Genomic DNA, 17,622 nt, shown 5'->3' on the forward strand with positions numbered 1-17,622 from the left:
ACATGAGCGACACGCAAAGCGGGAGCGCCTCGCCGCCGAAGGCGAGCCGAAAGACAGTGCGCAGGGTTTTCCGCTGGATCGGGATCGGATTGCTGTCGATCGTGCTCGGGCTCCTCGGTTGGGATGTGGTTACCTTCGACCGCGGTGCGTGGGTACGCGATTTCGAGGCGCTCGAGGCCGCGATGGCGAAGGAGTACGCGAACCTCGACTGGATGGTCGAGCATCGCGGGGTCGATCTCGCAAAGCTCGACCACGACACGCGCGCCTCGCTCGGCGGCGCGTTCTCGCGGGTGCAGGCCTTCCTCGCCCTCCGCCGCTTCGTTCGTACGTTCCAGGATCCCCATTTCAAGCTGACGAAAGGCGAAAACCGCCCGAGCGCTCCTCCTTCCCAGAGCGCTTCGCCGCCCGAGGCGCCCTCCGCGCCGGTCGCGAGCTGCGCGGCGGCCGGATACGAGGCGCGCGCGGTCGATTACCGATTTCCATTCAAGAAAATGCCCGGCTTCACGGCGGTGCACGAAGCGCCCTTCCCCGCCGGGGTGGCCGGCGAGCTCGGTGTGATTCGTATCGCTCAATTCGGGGAAAACAGGTACCTCACCACGTGTGAGCAAGTCTTCACCGCCGGAATCGATGACACGGCATTGCGGCTCGCGGTCCGGGCAAAGCTCCAGGAGGCCTTGCAGACGGCGATCGGAGCGCTGCGAGATCGCGGGGCCAAACGGCTCCTCGTCGATCTCACCGGCAATGGCGGCGGAACCGAGTGGGTCTCAGAGGCCGTCGCCCTGTTCACGGAAAAGACCATGCGACGGAGCGAGGCCCGCATCGTCGCGCCGACCTGCAATCGCACGCCGATCTGGAAGGGCGAAAAGGTCTGCTCGATCTTCGGCGACCCGCCCGGGACGGCGACGCTCGAAGGCAAAGGCGCCTGGAAGGGGCCGCTGTTCGTCCTCGCAGATCGCGGCACGGCCTCGGCCTCCGAGGATTTCGTCGCCTGGCTCAAGGACAACCAGGCCGCCACGATCCTCGGCGCCCGCACGGCAGGCGCGGGATGTGGATACGTGAATGACGGGGGGCGATTCGAGCTCCGCGAAATCGGCTTCGAGGTGCGAATGCCGAACTGCGCGCGCTTCCTCGCCGACGGGACGAACGAGGTCGAGGGCATCGCCCCGGATATCGCCTTGCCGCTCGACAAGTCCGACGAGGAGAAGATCCAGGCCCTCACGGCCGCGCTCGCCACGACGCGGGATTGAACCCCGCGCCCGAGGGTGTCACCATCCAAGGCGTGCGCTGCTCGGCTGTCTGGAGGAATCCCATGCGTCTCGCCTCGCTGCCGCTCGCAGTGTTCCTCCTCGGCGCCTGCGGCTCGGCGCCGCCCGCGGCCCCGCCCGCGCGCGTCGTCCCCAAGGCCGCGCCCGCGCAAGACGTCGCCGCGCCCGCCCGGCCGCGGCTGCCGAAAGAAGAAGTGGCCGTCTCCTTCGATCGAGGCCTGTGGCGTCTCGAAGGGACGTTGACGCTGCCCGCGCGCGAGGAGGGGGAGCGCGTGCCGGCCGTGGTCATCGTGCACGGCAGCGGGCCCATGTCGCGCGACGGCGTGATGCGTGGACAGATCGGGCTCGGCTTCGGCTTCCAGATCCCCGTCTACCAGCGCCTCGCCGACGCGCTCGCCGACCGCGGGTACGCTGTGTATCGTTACGACAAACGTACGTGCGGCACATTCAACGATTGCTCCGACGGCGGCTTCACGTCCGTGCCGTATACGCTCCTCGAAGTGGAGTTCGCCACGACCGAATACGTGCTCGACGCCGAAGCCGCGCTCGACGCGGTGGCAGAACGCCCCGAGATCGATCCCGATCGCCTCTTTTTCGCGGGGCACAGCGAGGGCGGAGAGCTCGTGCCCGTGCTGCTCTCGGACAGGCCGCGCGTGCGCGCAGGCGTCATGCTCGCGCCGCCCTTTCACACGATGACCGTCGTGCTGGAGCAGCAAAGCGAGCGCGTGCGCTGGTCCTTCACCATGGCCGGGCAGCCCGAGCGCGCCGACGCGGAAAGCCGCGAATTGCTCGCCGCCGCACAGGCGCTCCGGCAAATCGAGCGAGGAACGCACCTCGGCGCGCCGATCCTCGGGCAGCCGCCGGGCCTGTGGGAATCGTGGATCGAGCTCGCACGGCGTGCGCCCGACCTCGCCCGAAAGCTCGACAGGCCGCTGCTCGTGCTCGGCGGGAGCTACGATTACAACGTCGCACCCTCGGAAATCGAGAGCTGGGCGAAGTGGCTCGACGGCTCGTCGCGCGCTCCGCACCGGGTGCGCGTGCTCGATTGTGTCACGCACGCCCTGAACTGCATCACCCAGCCGGACGCCACGCGAATCAAGCCGGACGACATCGGGCGCGACATCTCCCCCGAGGTGCTCGCCGAGGTCTCGCGTTTCCTCGATACCCACGCCGCCCGTGCCAAGCTGACAGAAGCACGGCGCTGATCCGCGGCGCGACGGCCATTTTGTCGCCCGTCCGGACGGGTCCCGCGCCGTTTTCGCGAGGATCTTCCGCGCTTTCAAGCTGGCACGGCGCTCGCTTGTTCCCGTTTTCATGGGATTCGACGCGCGCTTGAAACGATGGTTCCCCGCGGTCCTGGTTCTGCTCGTGGGTCTCGCCGCCTATTTCCAGGCGGCCGGGCTCGGGCGGCTCGTCTCGTCGAGCCTCTCGGGCCCGCCGTTCGAGCCGGTCTCACCGCAGCCGCCCAGGAAGGTGCGAAACGCGCTCGCCGCGGTGCAAGACGAGAACAATGGCGAGGCCATTCTCGGGCGAAATCCCTTCGATTCGATCACCGGCCCCCTCGCGCGCCAGGGCCCGCCGGACGATGGGGCCCCGGAACCTTCCGAACCGCTCGGCGATCCTTATGCCGATCCGATCTGCGACGCCGCGACAGTCCTGCTCATCACGGAGGCGGACGACGCGCTCTGGTCGTTCGCGGCCATTGCAGGGTCGGACGGTAAGCCGGCACTGCGGCGGCTCGGCGACGACATCGGCGGGCGCACGGTGCACGCGATGGCGTGGGATCGGGTATGGCTCCGGCAGGGCGAGGCGCGGTGTCAGCTCCCCTTGCACGAGAGGCGCGAGGGCCCCGTGGCGCAGAAGGAGCGCGGCGATGCACCCGCAAAACCCGCCTCGCGTGTGCCGCCCGAAATCGCCGACCGTATTCGCAAGGACGCGGACAACCATTACACCGTGGAGCGCTCGGTCGTCGACACGATCCTCGAACGTCCGGACCTCCTCGGCGCGGCGCGTTTCGTGCCGGCCCGCGAAGGCGACCGGGTCGTAGGCATGCGGGTCAGCGGAGTTCGGCCCGGCTCGCTCCCCAGCATGCTCGGGCTTCAAAATGGGGATCGGCTCGACAGCATCAACGGATTCGAGGCGGGAGATATCACGAAGATGATGGAGGCGTTCACGCGGCTACGCGCCGCCGATCGGCTCGACGTGCGGATCGTCCGCGGGGGCAAACCCATGTCGATCGAGGTCGAGATGCGTTGAAACGCGTCCGCTCGGTCAGCCGCCCACGAGGCGCCCCGAGCGATAATCCTCGAACGCCTGTCGGATTTCCTCGGCCGTGTTCATCACGAAAGGCCCGCGGCGCGCAATGGGCTCCCCGATGGGCTGACCCGCGAGAAGCAGGAGGCGCGCCCCCGTGGCGCTCGTCGACACGGCCGATCGACCCGCGCCGAGCACGGCGAGCTCGCCCCGCGCGACGGGCGTGCCCTCGGGTCCGATCCGCGCAGCGCCGTCGATGACGTAGATCAATGCATTGTGCTCCGGAGGGAGCGCATGCCGGAAGCTCGCGCCCGCCGAAAGCGTGACGTCGAGCAAGCTCGGCGCGACGACGACGCCGTCCACGGGCCCGCGCCGCCCTCCGGCCTCCCCCGCGACCACCCGCACCCGGGCGTCCGCGATATCGACCTCGGGAATCGCTGACGGCTCGATGTCCTGATACCGCGGCTTCACCATCTTCCGCGCGGCCGGGAGGTTCACCCAGAGCTGGAAGCCCCACATGAGCCCCTGCTCCTGCTTCGGCATCTCGGAATGAACGATGCCACGCCCCGCGGTCATCCATTGCGCACCGCCCGGGCCGAGCCGCCCCCGATTACCCACGCTGTCCCGGTGCTCCATGGCGCCGTGGATCATGTACGTGACGGTCTCGAACCCGCGGTGCGGATGATCGGGGAATCCCGCAATGTAATCGTCGGCGCGGTCGGTGTGGAACTCGTCGAGGAGGAGGAACGGGTCGAGATCGGGAAGGGCCTGGCCCCCGAGTGCGCGCGAGAGGCGCACGCCGGCGCCGTCCCGCGTGGGCTGCGCTTGTACGATCCGCCGCACGGGACGCGCGTCAGGATCGAGCCCGACCCCCGCGCCGAGCGGCGAAGGCGCGTCGGATTCACGCGAGAGCAAGGCGAACGTCGCCGCGGGAATGGCAGCCCCCGCGGCAAGGAGGAAGTGGCGCCTGGTCGGAGCACGGGCCATGCACGCAAACATAGCGTGCGAGCGGCCCGTGCTCAATGGTCGGAATTCAGCTCCGACGGCCGCGCGGAGGACGCGGCGGGCGCGGGCCCCGGGGGCGCTGCTGCTCGGGCGCGAACGCGCGGCGCGGCTCGGGGCGCGGGGCGGGCGTCTCCTCGGCGGGAGGCGTCTGTCCCTCGGCCACCGGAATGCGGCGGCGGAGCAGCTTTTCAATGTCCGAGAGCAACGCGCGCTCCTCGCGATCGCAGAACGAAATGGCGCTGCCCGTCGCGCCCGCGCGCCCCGTGCGGCCAATCCGGTGCACGTAGCTCTCGGGCACGTTCGGCAGGTCGTAATTGATGACGTGCGAGACGCCCTCGACGTCGATGCCGCGCGCGGCGATGTCCGTCGCGACGAGCACGGGCGTGACGCCGCGGCGGAACCGATCGAGGGCGCGCTCGCGGGCGCCTTGCGACTTGTTGCCGTGAATGGCGAGCGCCTCGATGCCGGCGCGCACGAGCTGCTCGGAGATGCGGTTTGCCCCGTGCTTCGTGCGGGTGAAGACGAGCGCGCGCTCGACGCTCGACGTCCGCAAAAGCCGCTCGAGCAGCGCGCGTTTCTCGGCCTTCTCGACGAAGAAGATCGATTGCTCGACCGTGTCGGCCGCCGCGCGCGCGGGCGTGACCGAGACGCGCGCCGGATCGACGAGGATGTTATCGGCGAGCGCGGCAATCTCGCGCGGCATCGTCGCCGAGAAGAAGAGCGTCTGCTTTTGCTTGGGCAGCGCGGCGACGACGCGCCGCACGTCGTGGATGAAGCCCATGTCGAGCATCCGATCGGCCTCGTCGAGGACGAAGACCTCCACGCGATCAAGACGCACGAACCCCTGCTGCATCAGGTCGAGCAGCCGGCCCGGCGTGGCGACGAGCAAGTCGGGGCCCTTCGCGAGGTTCTCCTCCTGCGGCCGCTGCCCGACGCCGCCGTAAATGACGGTGTGACGGAGTCCGAGGTGCCGCCCGTACGCCGTGACGCGCTCGCCGATCTGCGCGGCGAGCTCGCGCGTCGGCGTGAGCACGAGCGCGCGAATGCCGCCGTGGCGTTGGGTCTTCGAGAGTCGCTGGAGGATTGGCAGGACGAACGCCGCCGTCTTGCCGGTGCCGGTCTGCGCGCAGCCGAGCAAATCACGGCCGGAGAGCGCCTCGGGGATGGACTGCAATTGAATGGGCGTCGGGCGCTCGTAGCCCTCTTTCACGAGGGCGCGCACGAGCGGCGCCGCGAGGCCGAGCGTGGCAAACGCGGCGCCGGGGGCCTCGGAGGCCATGGAAACGGGAGCGATCGGCGCGCTGCCGTCGGCACGCGGCGCCTCGACGGGGGCCGACGTGGGCCGCCCGGAAACGGAAAAAGTCACGATGAAAATGCTCTCTCGCGGCCCGAACCCGTGAAAGGGTGTGCTTGTCGCTCTCCCCCTCCCGCCGAGCCGCCAGGGTTCGGGAAGGGCGTGAAACGACCCGTCTGGCCGCTCCACCGCGGGGCGACACTCATCACGGTGCGCTCCGCCACGCCTTCCCGGTCGCCTTCGTTCGGACGCAAGCACGCGGGGCTCTGCCCGCGCATGCTCGCCGGATAGGATCGTGAGCCCGAGCGTGGTAGCGCACGACAGCCGCACGCGCAAGGTCCATCGCGCGGCGCTTGACAGCGCGGCGCGCGGGGACGTCTGATCCGCCCCCATGGCCACCTCATTTCGTGAACGGCTGGAAGCCATGGTCGAAGCGCTGCGCGCGCATCCGGACATCGAGGTTCTCGATTTCCGTCTCGGCTCCCCGGCCGCAGGCGCCGCGCTCGCGCGCGCGGAGCAAGCCGCCGGCATGAAGCTGCCGGACTCCATTCTGGAGTTTTACGCGGCGCACGACGGCGTTTTTCTGGAATGGGGCCTCCGCGGCAGTACGTATACCCGGACCAATCCGTACGATTACCCCGATTACGGCACGCCTCCGGGGTGCATCAACCTGGTCCCCATCGACGTCGCATTCACGCCCGACTGGCAGAGGAATTTCCACGTGAACGAGCTCTCGCACAGACAAGAAGAGCTCTTCTTCGGCCAAGAGCTCGATCCCGAGCGCCCGCTGAAAGCCATCACGATCGACAATTTCAGCAAGTTCAACCACGCCGACCTGATCATCGGCCCCGATCCCGTGGTCCTCGTGTCCACCGATCATGGCGCCGACCTCGTCAGCTCCGATTTCATGTCCTTCGAGACGTACCTCGACGTCACGCTCGCCGTGTTCGGGTCGAACCGCTTCGCCGCCGTTCGCGCGGAAGATCAACCCGCGCGCCTCGCGGCTCTTCGCGAGCGGCCGACGCTCGACGCGATCGTGGCGCGCGTGCGCGAGGACGAAGCGTAGGCCGCGGCGGACGCGACGGTGTGATGCTCGAAGGCCGCGCACCTTGACACCTACCTTGGCTCGCGTTGTCCTCACGGCTGCTCGCTGAGGAGGAGCACCGATGCTTCGCTTCTGGCAACGCCGCAAAGACGACCCGCGCGCGGGCCCTCCGTCCCTGGAGGGGGCCGACGACGGTGCGGCGCGCGCGGCGGAGCTCGAAAAAGCGACGTTCAAGCCGGGGATGCAGATCGCCGGCAAGTTCACGCTGCAGCGCCTCATCGCCGCGGGCTCGATGGGCACCGTCTTCGAGGCCTGGGACATGTTCGTGGAGCGGCGGGTCGCCATCAAGCTGATGCACCCGAACTACGACCGCGACCCCAGCATGATCGCCCGCTTCCGCCGCGAAGCGCAGACGACCGCCGCGATCCAGCACCCGAACGTCGTCACCGTGCACGAGGTCGGGCAACGCCGCGACGGCACGTTCTACATGGTGCAGGAGCTACTCGAAGGCGAGAGCCTGCGTGAATACCTGATGCCGCGCGGAAGGCTCACCGAGCACGAGGCGATGACGATCATGGTCCCGATCATGGGCGCGCTCATCGCCGCGCACCGCCGGGGCATCGTGCACCGCGACATCAAGCCGGAGAACATCGTCCTCACGGAGTCCGCGTCCGGCGAGATCGTCCCGAAGCTCATCGATTTCGGCCTCGCTCGCGTCAACACGCTCGACCCGAACCGCAAGCTCACGCTGAGCGGCGTGGTCATGGGCACGCCCGAGTACATGGCGCCCGAGCAGGCGAAGGGTGATCCCGGCATCGACGCGCGCGCCGATGTCTGGTCCGTCGGCGCCGTCCTCTTCGAGCTGCTCTCGGGCCGGCGCCCCTTCGACGGACCCACGCATCAAGCCGTGCTGATCAAGATCGTCACGGAGGCGCCGCCGATCCTGTCGATGCTCGTCGACGACATCCCCTCGGCCTTCCTGGAGGTCGTCCAGGGCGCGCTCGTGCAGCAGCGCGAGGGGCGTTATCCGTCGATGCAGGCATTCCGCGACAAATTCGTCTTCGCGTACGAGAACATCTCGCACCGCGTGGTCCTCGCGCCGACGCGAGGCCCGAAGGACGACGGCGAGGTCGCGCCCGAGCCGCAGCCGGGCGAGGCGGAGACACACGAGGCCGGCGGCGCGGACGTGCTGGAGCTCGATCCGGCGGATCTCGTGCTCGACGAGGACACGGTGAGCGAGCTCGACGAGGCCATCGCGAGCCTCGCGACCACGCGAATCGCCACCGTCCCGCGCTCGGAGATCGAGTGGCGCGACGCGGCCGCGTTGTTCCCCGGTTCACCCCTGACCGCCGACGAGACGGCCGCGTTCGACGCCCTCAGCGTGAACGCGCTGCGCGACGCGGAGGCGCACGCGGCGCGCGCGATCGAGGCGTCGGGCACGCCCGAGACGATCGCGCGCATGCGGCTCGTGCAGGCGATCGCGCATCGCTGGCTCGGGCACATGGCCGAAGCGCGACGCGCGGCGGAGGAGGCGATCACGCGCTTGCCGAGGGGGAGCACGGCCTATCACGCCGCGCTCGGGCACCTCGTCATCGCGTCGGGCAGCATGGGCGACGTCGCGCGGATCGGGGCGTTCGTCGACGAGCTCGCGGCGCTCGCGCGTGAGGGCGTGACCACGGAAGCGCACATCGTCACGGCGGCACGCCTGGTCATCGCGCTCGTACGCGCGGGCCTGCCGGATCGAGCGCACGAGGTCTTCGCGGGCGCGCAGCGGCTCGCGCAGCGGCACAGCGTGGTGAGCCCGTTCGTGCTCGCGTGGCTCGACGTGGCGCGCGTCGAGATCGCGCTGCACGAGGGGGATCTCATCGGTTACGTGCGGCGGGTCGAGTCGGCCGTGGAGAATTTCACGTCGGCGGGCGACATGCGGAACGCTTGCCTGCAGCGCTGCAACATCGGTAACGCGTACCTGCAGCTCGGCGCGTATGCCCTCGCGGTCGCGGCCTTCCGCGAGGCGCAGGCGATCGCCGAGCCGATGCAGCTCGACTTCGTCTCCTCGCTCCTCGCGAACCTCGGCTACGCGCTCGCGCACATGGAGAACCTGACGGAGGCGATCGCCGTGGAGACGGCGGCGCTCGAGCTCCTCGTGCGTCAGGGCAACCGGCGCGGCGAGGGGTTCGTGCGGGGGTACCTCTCGATCATCCTGCGGCTCGCGGGGCGCACGGACGAGGCGCTCACGATGGCGCGACTGGCGATGGAGGTCTCCGAGGGCGTCCCCGCGGCCCGGGCCTGCGCGCTCGCGCTCATCGCGGGGATCGCGATCGCGCGGAACAACGTGCGGGAGGCGTACCTGAAGGCGTCGGAGGCGATGCAGATCTTGAGTCGCCTCGAAGGGATCGAGGAAGGCGAGAGCCTGATCCAGTGGACCTACGCGCTCGCGCTCCGGGTGAACGGCGTCGAGGAGGAGGCGCTCCACCGCATCACGGAGGCGCGGCGGAGGCTGCTCAAGCGGGCCGATCGGATCAGCGATCCGCGCTGGCGGCAGAGCTTCCTCGAGCAGGTGCCCGACAACGCGCGGGTGATGGAGTTCGCGGCGATCTGGCTCGGCGAGCGATGAGGGACGCGGGCGAAGGTCACGGCGCGCCTTCGATGTAGTCGCCGTACGCCTCGATCTTCGCTTCCATCCTCGAAGCGAGCGGCGCGCTCGCCGGGCCCAGCGCTGAAAGGATCCGCCGTGCTTCCTCGCGGTATGCGATCCGTTTTTCGCGCGACCAGTAGGGAGGCGGCGCGGCGAGGTTCGTGATGCGGTCGGCGAGCTTCACCATCCACACCTCGCGGGGCTCGCGCTGGATGCGCGCGAGCGAGTCGGCCATCTGGTCTTCCTTCGGCAGGCGCGTGTCCTTGCTCAGCGCGCGTACCCCACGCGCCACGGCGGCGCCGAAAAGCCGCGTGATCTCGTCCTCGGACGCGCTCGTGTCTTCCAGCGTGTCGTGGAGCAACGCGCACGTGACGGCGAGCTCCACGTCGAACGAGTCCTTCGTCGCGACCGCGAGGATCTCCGCGGCGACGGTCGCGACGTGGGTGATGTACGGATGCTGCTTGCCGGGCACGCGTTGCGCGCCGTGGGCCTCGGCTGCGAAGTCGAGCGCGCGCGCGTACGTGTCGGGAGAAAACGTCATGCGGGGATCGTACCCCGCGTTCAGACCGAGAGCTTCTCCGACAGCTCCCACAGGCCTTTCGCCAGGGCGTCGTTCCGCGCGTGGCTCGTCGTGCGCGTGAGCGCGCGATCGAAGAAGTACTCCCCGTTGTACGACGCGGCATCGTCGCTCGTCGCGAGCCAGATGATCGTCTCCGCGCCCTTCTCCGGCGTACGCGCGAAGAGCGCGGCGGCCGCCTTGACGAAGAGCGCCGCGATCGGGCCGGTGTTCAGCGCGAACCCCGTGCGAACGTAGCCGGGGTGCATGCAGTTCGCCGTCGCGCTCGAACCCGCGAGGCGCCGGGCAAGCTCGCGCGTGAAGAGGATGTTGGCGAGCTTCGAGTCGCCGTAGGCGCCAAAGCCGGCCTTGCCGCTTCGCTTGGCGACCGTCGCGAGATCCATCTTACTTATCTTGTGGGCGTCGCTCGACGTGCTGACCACGCGGGCCTTCGGCGTCTTCTTGATCAGGTCGAGCAAGCTCGTCGTCAGGACGAAGTAGGCCATGTGGTTCAGCGCGAACGTCATCTCGATGCCGTCGGGGCTGAGCTTGTAGTCGGTGAAGATGGCGCCGGCGTTGTTCACGAGCACGTCGAGCCGGTCGTATTTCGCGCGGAAGGCGTCGGCCACGGCGCGGGTCTCGGCGATCTTCGAGAGGTCGCCGAGCAAAAGCTCGATCTTCTCGCTCCCGCTCGCCTCCTTCAGCTCGTTCACCACGCGCTCGCTCTTCTCGCGGCTCCGGCCGACGAGCACGAGCGTCGCGCCTCGCTGCGCGAAATCCCGGGCGGCGGCCTTGCCGATGCCTTCGGTCGCGCCCGTCACCAGAAAGACTTTGCCTTCGAGATCCTTCGCCATCGCGTCGCTCCTTGGTCGAGGCCGCATCTGTAGCGCACGTGTGTGCCGCCGGGGAGATCCCCGCACGAAACGTTGATCGACGGCCCTGCGCGGGGTAACGAGTCGCGCATGACGACCTCCCCCCGGGATGCGCTCTTCGAGCGGCTCGTGGCCCTCGGCATCGAGACCGAGACGGTCACGCATCCGCCCGTCTTCACCGTGGAGGAGGCGAAGGCGCATCGCGTGCGGCACGACGGCACGCACGTAAAAAACCTCTTCTTGCGCAACAAGAAGGGCGCGATGTGGCTTGTCGTGCTCGACGAGGATCGCGCGGTGGACCTCAAGGACCTTGGCCGCCGCATCGGCGCGGGCCATGTCTCGTTCTGCTCGCACGAGCGCCTGCGGCAGCACCTTGGCGTCGAGCCTGGGTCGGTCACGCCGCTCGCTGCGTTGATGGACAAGGAGGGCGTGGTGCAGGTCGTCCTCGACGCGAAGGTCCTCGCGCGGGATCCGGTGCACTGCCATCCGTTGACGAACGACCACACGACGGCGATCCGGGGAGCGGACCTTGTCCGGTTTCTCCGGGCGACGGGTCACGAGCCGGTCGTCCTCGACCTCGACGCGCCCTCGCCCTCTCTATAAAGAGGCGGCCGGCGGCTCGGGGGGCTTTTTCATGCTTCGCCCCAGGTGAATGCGAGGTGAAAGAGCTCGCGGCTTCGTTCCATGTCGTCCCGGCGGGCGCGGAGCAGGACCTCGTCGCCGTCGGTCCCGAGCATGTAGCCGACGGTGATCTTGCCGAAGAGGCGCGACACGACGAGCTCGAGCCCGGGCAGGATGGTCCAGTGCAGGCAAAGGGGCTCACCAGAAGCTTCGATCCAAACACTCATCACACATTCACCTACCCTAGTGGGTGAGGTTTCCTCCTGTACCCCTAAGTGTGTTGAGGGGGCGTTTTGTCCGAAAAGATCGTACGGGGTCGGTGATTTTTCTGGGCGGGGGGTTCGGCGGGGGGTCCTCGGACGAACGGGTTTGGGAGGTAGAACTCCCTGTTGGGGAAGTGTGTTGAGAAGGCGGATCGTCCACCGGAAACGACACGGCCGGGCCGATTTTTGAGGGCGATCTGGGGAGGTTGGTCCGGGCACGGTTCATTTGTCCAGGTAGTTGGTAGTTCGCGGAAAAACCGCGTTGGCCGCGTCGGGATCTTGCTCAGAAACTTGCACGAGGTTGGTGTTTGTCTCTTTCCCCATCGACAAACCCCATGGTACCGATCCCGAGACGCACCAATAAAAGGTGCAAGTATTCTTGGCTTGAACGGTGGTTGATTTCAATGAACGGGACCCGGTGATGCGTCTGTGGAAAATCCTCGCTCTCCCGCTAGGCTTGCCGTTTATCGTATTGGCTTGTAGTGACGTCGGGTGGGGGGAGGACTTCGACTCGCGAGTCTGGTGCCCCTGCGAAAATGGCAATCCACCGCCTCCGGACTGTCTGGCCGAGGGTTATCCGCCCGATCCTGAAACTTGCCCTGTGGACGCTGGTACTGATGGTGCAACTGATGCCTGACCCGATAGGATGCTTTGAAATGTGTACGCAAGAAACGTCATCGGGTCATGCATCCTTTTAATCGGGGGTATTTTATGCGCCTGTGGCCGTATCTCAGTTTGCCTGCCGCTCTACCTTTCTTGGCGCTAGCCTGCGGTGATGTCGGCTGGAGCGAAGACGCCAAGTATGAAGCCGTGTGTGTCTGCGGTGTTGGCACACCTGAAGAATTTGCGAAATGCCTTGCCGAGGGTTGGCCTCCCGATCCGGAGACCTGCCCCGCGGACGCTGGCACAGTCGGCTGCCCAGGTGTGTGCGCCCCGGAAAAGCCCGCCGGTTGGGAAGGTCCCGTTCTCGTGGCCACCGGCCCAGCCATCGGCTTGCCTGGTTGTCCGGTAGGCACGAAAGAGGCAGTTTGGGCCTGGGCCGACCCGGTGCTCGGGCCTCGTGATTGCCCAACATGCGCTTGCGGCGAACCCCCAGTAACCTGCGAGCTCCCGACTTCCTGGAATACACACGCCACCGTTTGTCAGGATCCCATGCCAGCGAGTGCGTCGTTCGACGCGCCGGCAAGCTGGGACGGATCGTGCACGACCGCCAATGCCCTCTCGGAGGGCAAGCTCTGTGGTGGTGTGCCCTGTGTCCGCTCCCTTTCCGTGGCTCCGCCCGTGGTCGTGGAGGGAGATTGTCTCGTCCTGGCCCAGGGCGACGAACCAACGGACCTCCCGATCCCCTACAACGGAAGCATCAACGAGTGGCCTACGCCGATCTCGGTTGCAGCGCTGGCTTGCGCGAATGACGTGAAAAAACCGTGCAAATATGCATCCTGCTCGCCGGAGCCGCCGTCCCCCTTCGATGTCTGCGTGTACGCCACAGAGGACGTTGAGTGTCCTCAAGACTGGACAAAACGCCTCGTGTTCTTCGAGGATGGCACCGACAAACGCGAGTGCAGCTCTTGCACTTGTTCTCCACCCACGGGAGGCATGTGCACCGTTCAGATTCACGTATATACGGACAGCGCCTGCATGAACGAGCAACTGTCTCCGTATGTGTCCTCGGACATGCCTGCTCCCTGCTACGATCTGATGGAAGGCATTTCTCTCGGCAGCAAGAGAGTTGAAGTCATCGAGAGGGTGCCCGGCGTGTGCATGCCCCAGGGTGGTGAGCCCACGGGCAAGGTCGAGATGGGGAAACCCATCACGTTCTGCTGCCTCGCGTAAAGCCGCCTTGCTCGATCCCACCCCTAGCTGGTAGGGTCGGGCACCATGGCTCTCCGCGGGGGGACGGTACTGGCAGCCTCGATCTGCCTCCTTGCAGCGCCTGCCGCCGCACAGGAGACCTACCGCCTCGACTACGTACGTGAGCCCGGCACGGAGATTTGCCCGAACGAGGCGGTCTTCCGTGCTGCCGTCTCCCGCGAGGTTGGACGAGATCCGTTCCAGCCTGACGCGCCGAATCTGCTCACGGTCGTCTTCCGACGTTCTGAAAAGAACGTTCGTGTCCAGATCGTCGCGAAAAGCATTTCCGGTGCGGAACAGCGCGCACCTGAGCACGAAAAACCCACCTGGCAATGTGCTGGGTTGTTGCATCATGCGGCATTCAGCGCCGGGATGCTCATCGAGCCGCTCGAACCGCCGGAGCCTGAGCCGCACATCGCGCCACCTACGCCACCTGCGCCACCTGCGCTTCCGGCGCCATCCCTTCCACCATCGAGCCCGCCACCTCCGCCTACCGCCGCGCAAACCGTGCGTGCAGTGCCGCTACCCCGGCCAGGGCCACCCACACGCATCCTGATTTCGTTTGCTGGAGGCGCTGCGTCCGGCAGTACACCGACTTGGTCACCCTCGCTGGTGTTCGGCCTTGGACTCCGACAGGCTGAACTGTCGTTAGGCGTAGAAATCCGCTATGACGCAGAGAGTGAGCGCATTGAAGAGCCATACCGCATCCGTGGATCACAGCGGTTTGGAATGCTCATACCCTGCCAGCATGCGAGGGTACGTTCTTGGCTTCAACTGGATAAATGTATCCTCATCTCCGTTGGATATCTGGATCGCAGTATTGAGCACGATAGTAAAGTGTGGAACTTTCTGGAGGAGAAACCAACCTTTACCTGGGGTGTGGGCCTCCGCGGTGGCTTGTCGTTCCCACTGGGACAGTCCGTCACCCTCCAGACTCGACTAGATATTCTCTTCGTGCCCGACCCACCCGAAGAAATTGTCCTCGACCGCGAAATCTGGACCTACCCCTACGCCTCGGCCGCCCTCCAGGTTGGTCTCGTCTACGCCTTCGACGTGACCAACCCCACCGCCAAACCCCCTCCCCCACCGCCTCCTCAAAAATTTTCGCCGACCGTCGGTACATCCGGGGGGTCTGACGACATATAGCAAGCGGAGGCGCAGCCCATCATGCTTGCCGCGGTCGACACCACACCCACACGGGAGGAGTTCCGGACGTTCTACGAGGAGAACTTCCCCACCGTGTGGCGTACGTTGCATCGCCTCCGCGTCCGGGAAGCCGATGTGGCGGACATCGCGCACGACGTCCTCGTCTTCGCGTACAACCACTTCGACGAGATCCCCGCTTATCCCCAGGGATGGCTCGCGCGCGTCTGCTACGAGATGGTCCGGAACTACCGGCGCAAGGCTGCGCGGCGTCTCGAGCGGCTCGCCCCGCAGGTGATCGATGCCGCGGTCGACCAGCACGCCTCCGATGAAACGATGACGGAGGTCGTCCTCGAAGCGCTCGAACGGATGCCCACGGACCAGCGCATGCTCCTCCTGCGGTACTACGTTCGCGAAGAGCCGCTTCACGCGCTCGCGAAGAGCCTCGGGATCGCGCGTTCGACCGTGCAGCTCCGCCTCGCCGCCGCCGAGACGGCCTTCGAAGGGTGGATCAAGACGCTCCTCGGGGTGGATCCCGAGAAGAGCTCGCGGGAGAGCTTGTTTGCCTCGTTCTCGCTGGCCGGGCTCCTGCCGCGCGTGTGGGAGTCGAGCGAGGTCCTTGCCAAGGCCCAGCTCGACGGCTGGGAACGGTTGTCGCGGGCGATCGACGCTGCAAAGATCGCTGCGGGCGCGCCGAGGCGCGAGGCGCCTCAGGCGATCGAACCGGGCATCGGGGCGGCAGGTTTTCCGTTCAAACTCACGACCGCGTTTGCTGTGGCACTGCCGTCCGCGCTCGCGGGCATGCTGCTCGGGCATCTCGGCGCAGGTGTCGCTTCGGCGCATACCACCGCGGCCCCATCGCTCCACGCGGCAACGACGCCGATCGCCGTGGTCGCCGATGCTCTCGTGAGGAATACGCCGCAGGGCGATTCCGGGGCGCCGCGGGCTGCACCGCCATCGCAGGAACCAGCCCCCGCTCGCCCCGGGGATCCTGAAGTTCCGATGCTTTGGACGATACGGCGTGCCCTCAAAGACGAAAATCCGAAAGCAGCCCTCGAACTCCTCCAGGAGCACGCGCGCCGTTTTCCCAAAAGCACGCATTTGGACGAGTGCGCAGAGCTCAAAAGCATAGCAGAAAAAAAACTCGCTCGGATGCTTGCACAAGAAGCCGCAAAGAAACAGGCTTCAACCGAGGACAAACCCAAACCCTGACGCGAAGGATCGTCGTTCGCAGCCGGCCGCGTTGCCACTCATTCTGGGCGAGCTTGGTGGCGCGGTCGCCTGGGGACGACGATCCACGATTTCGACAGACGATCACCGCTCGCAGGCGGCCCGCCGTGGCAGAGACGGAACGGAGGACCCCTGCTCGCGCGCACGAAACCAAGGCCAATCCGAGAAGCATGTCTCGGCGGGTCGCCTACGAGCGGTGATCAAAGAATGGGAGGGATTCCATGCCCACGATTTTGCCGGAATCGGACGACGACGACGTCCCGCTCGGGATCCACGAACGACCGACCTGGCCCGAGGACATGCGGCCGACCATCGTCGATCCCTCGTGCGTCCCCCCAAACGGATGGAGGTCTCGCCTTCGTGATCTCCTCGATCGCCTCCGTGCCCGATTCCGTCGCACCCCCGCCCCGCCGCCTCTCCCGCCCGCGCGCGAGCGCATGAGCAGCTCGCCCACGCTCGTATCCTCCGGCGTGTTTGCCTTCGAGGAAATCCTTTCGGAGTTATGGCGCCTCTCGCCGGAGCAGCTCGACGCCGTCGTGCGCCTCGCCGAACACGTACGCGTGGCCCGCAACGCGGGCGCGGAAGCCGCAGTGGACGCTCGAATCCTGTATGTGCTCGCCCGCCTCATGCCCACGCCGGGCGAGATCGTGTCCCTCGCACTGCTCCGGGACAAACTCCTCGGGCTCCCGCGTTCGTCCGTGGATCAGGGTCTTCTCCGGCTGGAGGCGAGCGGGAGAATCGTGCTTCTTTCCACGCCGGTGGGCGCGGACCTCGCGGGAACGGGTGGCTCGTCGGGCGCCGGGATCGAGCATCCAACCCGAGGAAATCTCGAACGTTGTGCCCTCGTGCCCGAACGTCACCAGGGCCGGGGCATCCGTCGCGCCGCGTGACGTCCGCGTGAAACCTCGGCGTCTGCGTGCACGGATGCTTGACATCCGAAGCCTGCGGGCGCTTGCTCGGGCCGCACGCCCATGTCCTTCACGCCTCTCACGCCCTCGCACGTCCCGCTCCGGGGAGGCCGCCGCGCCCTCCTCCGAATGGCCACCTACCCCGCCGATTCCGCCGGACTGCTCGACCTCGAGCGCGCGATCGTAAAAGCCCGGCAAGGAATCGTCAAATACCCCGACGAGCTGCCCGATGACCCGACCACCTACGGCGATCTACAGATTCGCGCGGGCATGGCGGCGACGGACGGTTCGGCCTTTTGTATGGTCGCCGAAGAGGAAGGACGCGGAATCGTGGCGGAGGCGTCGATCCTTCGCCTCACGCTCCGCATGGTTCGCCACGTCGCCGTTCTCGGCATCGGCGTGCATCCTGACGCGCAAGGAATCGGCCTCGGCCGCGCGCTGCTCGAAGCGCTCCTCGGCTGGGTGCGCGACCATCGCGACGCGGACGGAGGCCGCATCCGTCGCGTCGAGCTCCACGTCCGCGCGGACAACCCGCGCGCCGTCGCCCTTTATCGATCCCTCGGGTTCCAGGAGGAAGGCTCCCGCCGCGGGCTCATTCGTCGCGACGACGGCAACTTCGTCGACGATATCGGCATGGGCCTCCTGCTCCCCGATCCGGACGAACCCTCGGCCTCGGCCTGA

At 67.2% G+C, this 17,622-nt stretch carries 16 protein-coding genes; 11 read left to right on the forward strand and 5 right to left on the reverse strand.

The window, feature by feature from the left end:
• The first annotated feature begins 2 nt into the window (after positions 1 to 2).
• From KEG57_RS14845 to gspC, 3 genes are all read left to right on the forward strand, one after another.
• Complete coding sequence (locus KEG57_RS14845; RefSeq protein ID WP_272420462.1) at positions 3 to 1,247, forward strand: S41 family peptidase; 1,245 nt, start codon at positions 3 to 5, stop codon at positions 1,245 to 1,247.
• Positions 1,248 to 1,309: 62 nt separating this feature from the next.
• Positions 1,310 to 2,470, forward strand: a complete 1,161-nt coding sequence (locus tag KEG57_RS14850) for an alpha/beta hydrolase family protein (protein ID WP_272420464.1) — start codon at positions 1,310 to 1,312, stop codon at positions 2,468 to 2,470.
• A 127-nt stretch (positions 2,471 to 2,597) separates the two neighbouring features.
• The gene (gene gspC, locus KEG57_RS14855) at positions 2,598 to 3,521 is read left to right on the forward strand and encodes a type II secretion system protein GspC (RefSeq protein WP_272420466.1); all 924 of its coding nucleotides are present in this window, start codon (positions 2,598 to 2,600) and stop codon (positions 3,519 to 3,521) included.
• A gap of 15 nt (positions 3,522 to 3,536) precedes the next feature.
• Here gspC and KEG57_RS14860 read toward each other — a convergent pair whose 3' ends face one another.
• A complete protein-coding gene (locus KEG57_RS14860; protein WP_272420467.1) occupies positions 3,537 to 4,505 on the reverse strand; it encodes a pirin family protein in 969 nt (322 codons plus the stop codon).
• A 46-nt stretch (positions 4,506 to 4,551) separates the two neighbouring features.
• Positions 4,552 to 5,889: a DEAD/DEAH box helicase gene (locus KEG57_RS14865; RefSeq protein WP_308215626.1), complete on the reverse strand. Its 1,338-nt coding sequence runs from the start codon at positions 5,887 to 5,889 to the stop codon at positions 4,552 to 4,554.
• Positions 5,890 to 6,208: 319 nt separating this feature from the next.
• On the opposite strand from KEG57_RS14865, the gene KEG57_RS14870 reads away from it, so the two are divergent.
• A complete protein-coding gene (locus tag KEG57_RS14870) occupies positions 6,209 to 6,883 on the forward strand; it encodes a hypothetical protein (protein WP_272420468.1) in 675 nt (224 codons plus the stop codon).
• Between the two features lie 100 nt (positions 6,884 to 6,983).
• Positions 6,984 to 9,476, forward strand: a complete 2,493-nt coding sequence (locus tag KEG57_RS14875) for a serine/threonine-protein kinase (protein ID WP_272420470.1) — start codon at positions 6,984 to 6,986, stop codon at positions 9,474 to 9,476.
• Between the two features lie 16 nt (positions 9,477 to 9,492).
• Here the strand turns inward: KEG57_RS14875 and KEG57_RS14880 are convergent, their stop codons facing one another.
• Both KEG57_RS14880 and KEG57_RS14885 read right to left on the reverse strand, forming a co-directional pair.
• On the reverse strand, positions 9,493 to 10,038 hold the full coding sequence (locus KEG57_RS14880) for an HD domain-containing protein (protein WP_272420471.1): 546 nt from the start codon (positions 10,036 to 10,038) through the stop codon (positions 9,493 to 9,495).
• 20 nt (positions 10,039 to 10,058) lie between these two features.
• Complete coding sequence (locus KEG57_RS14885) at positions 10,059 to 10,907, reverse strand: SDR family oxidoreductase (RefSeq protein ID WP_272420472.1); 849 nt, start codon at positions 10,905 to 10,907, stop codon at positions 10,059 to 10,061.
• Between the two features lie 108 nt (positions 10,908 to 11,015).
• Here KEG57_RS14885 and KEG57_RS14890 point away from each other — a divergent pair, with 108 nt between their 5' ends.
• Positions 11,016 to 11,528 carry a prolyl-tRNA synthetase associated domain-containing protein gene (locus KEG57_RS14890; RefSeq protein ID WP_272420473.1) on the forward strand — a complete coding sequence of 171 codons (513 nt, stop codon included), beginning with the start codon at positions 11,016 to 11,018 and terminating at the stop codon, positions 11,526 to 11,528.
• A gap of 29 nt (positions 11,529 to 11,557) precedes the next feature.
• On the opposite strand, the gene KEG57_RS14895 is transcribed toward KEG57_RS14890, so the two are convergent.
• Positions 11,558 to 11,773 (reverse strand): hypothetical protein, encoded by a 216-nt coding sequence (locus KEG57_RS14895; protein ID WP_272420475.1) that lies wholly within the window; start codon positions 11,771 to 11,773, stop codon positions 11,558 to 11,560.
• 1,305 nt (positions 11,774 to 13,078) lie between these two features.
• Here KEG57_RS14895 and KEG57_RS14900 point away from each other — a divergent pair.
• The 5 genes from KEG57_RS14900 (at position 13,079) to KEG57_RS14920 (ending at position 17,622) form a co-directional block, all read left to right on the forward strand.
• On the forward strand, positions 13,079 to 13,642 hold the full coding sequence (locus tag KEG57_RS14900) for a hypothetical protein (protein ID WP_272420477.1): 564 nt from the start codon (positions 13,079 to 13,081) through the stop codon (positions 13,640 to 13,642).
• A 45-nt stretch (positions 13,643 to 13,687) separates the two neighbouring features.
• A complete protein-coding gene (locus tag KEG57_RS14905; RefSeq protein ID WP_272420478.1) occupies positions 13,688 to 14,806 on the forward strand; it encodes a hypothetical protein in 1,119 nt (372 codons plus the stop codon).
• A 21-nt stretch (positions 14,807 to 14,827) separates the two neighbouring features.
• Positions 14,828 to 16,015 (forward strand): RNA polymerase sigma factor, encoded by a 1,188-nt coding sequence (locus KEG57_RS14910; RefSeq protein ID WP_272420480.1) that lies wholly within the window; start codon positions 14,828 to 14,830, stop codon positions 16,013 to 16,015.
• 239 nt (positions 16,016 to 16,254) lie between these two features.
• Positions 16,255 to 16,923, forward strand: coding sequence for a hypothetical protein (locus KEG57_RS14915; RefSeq protein ID WP_272420481.1), 669 nt, complete (start codon positions 16,255 to 16,257; stop codon positions 16,921 to 16,923).
• Positions 16,924 to 17,004: 81 nt separating this feature from the next.
• Complete coding sequence (locus tag KEG57_RS14920; protein ID WP_272420483.1) at positions 17,005 to 17,622, forward strand: GNAT family N-acetyltransferase; 618 nt, start codon at positions 17,005 to 17,007, stop codon at positions 17,620 to 17,622.

This window comes from Polyangium jinanense, assembly GCF_028435365.1.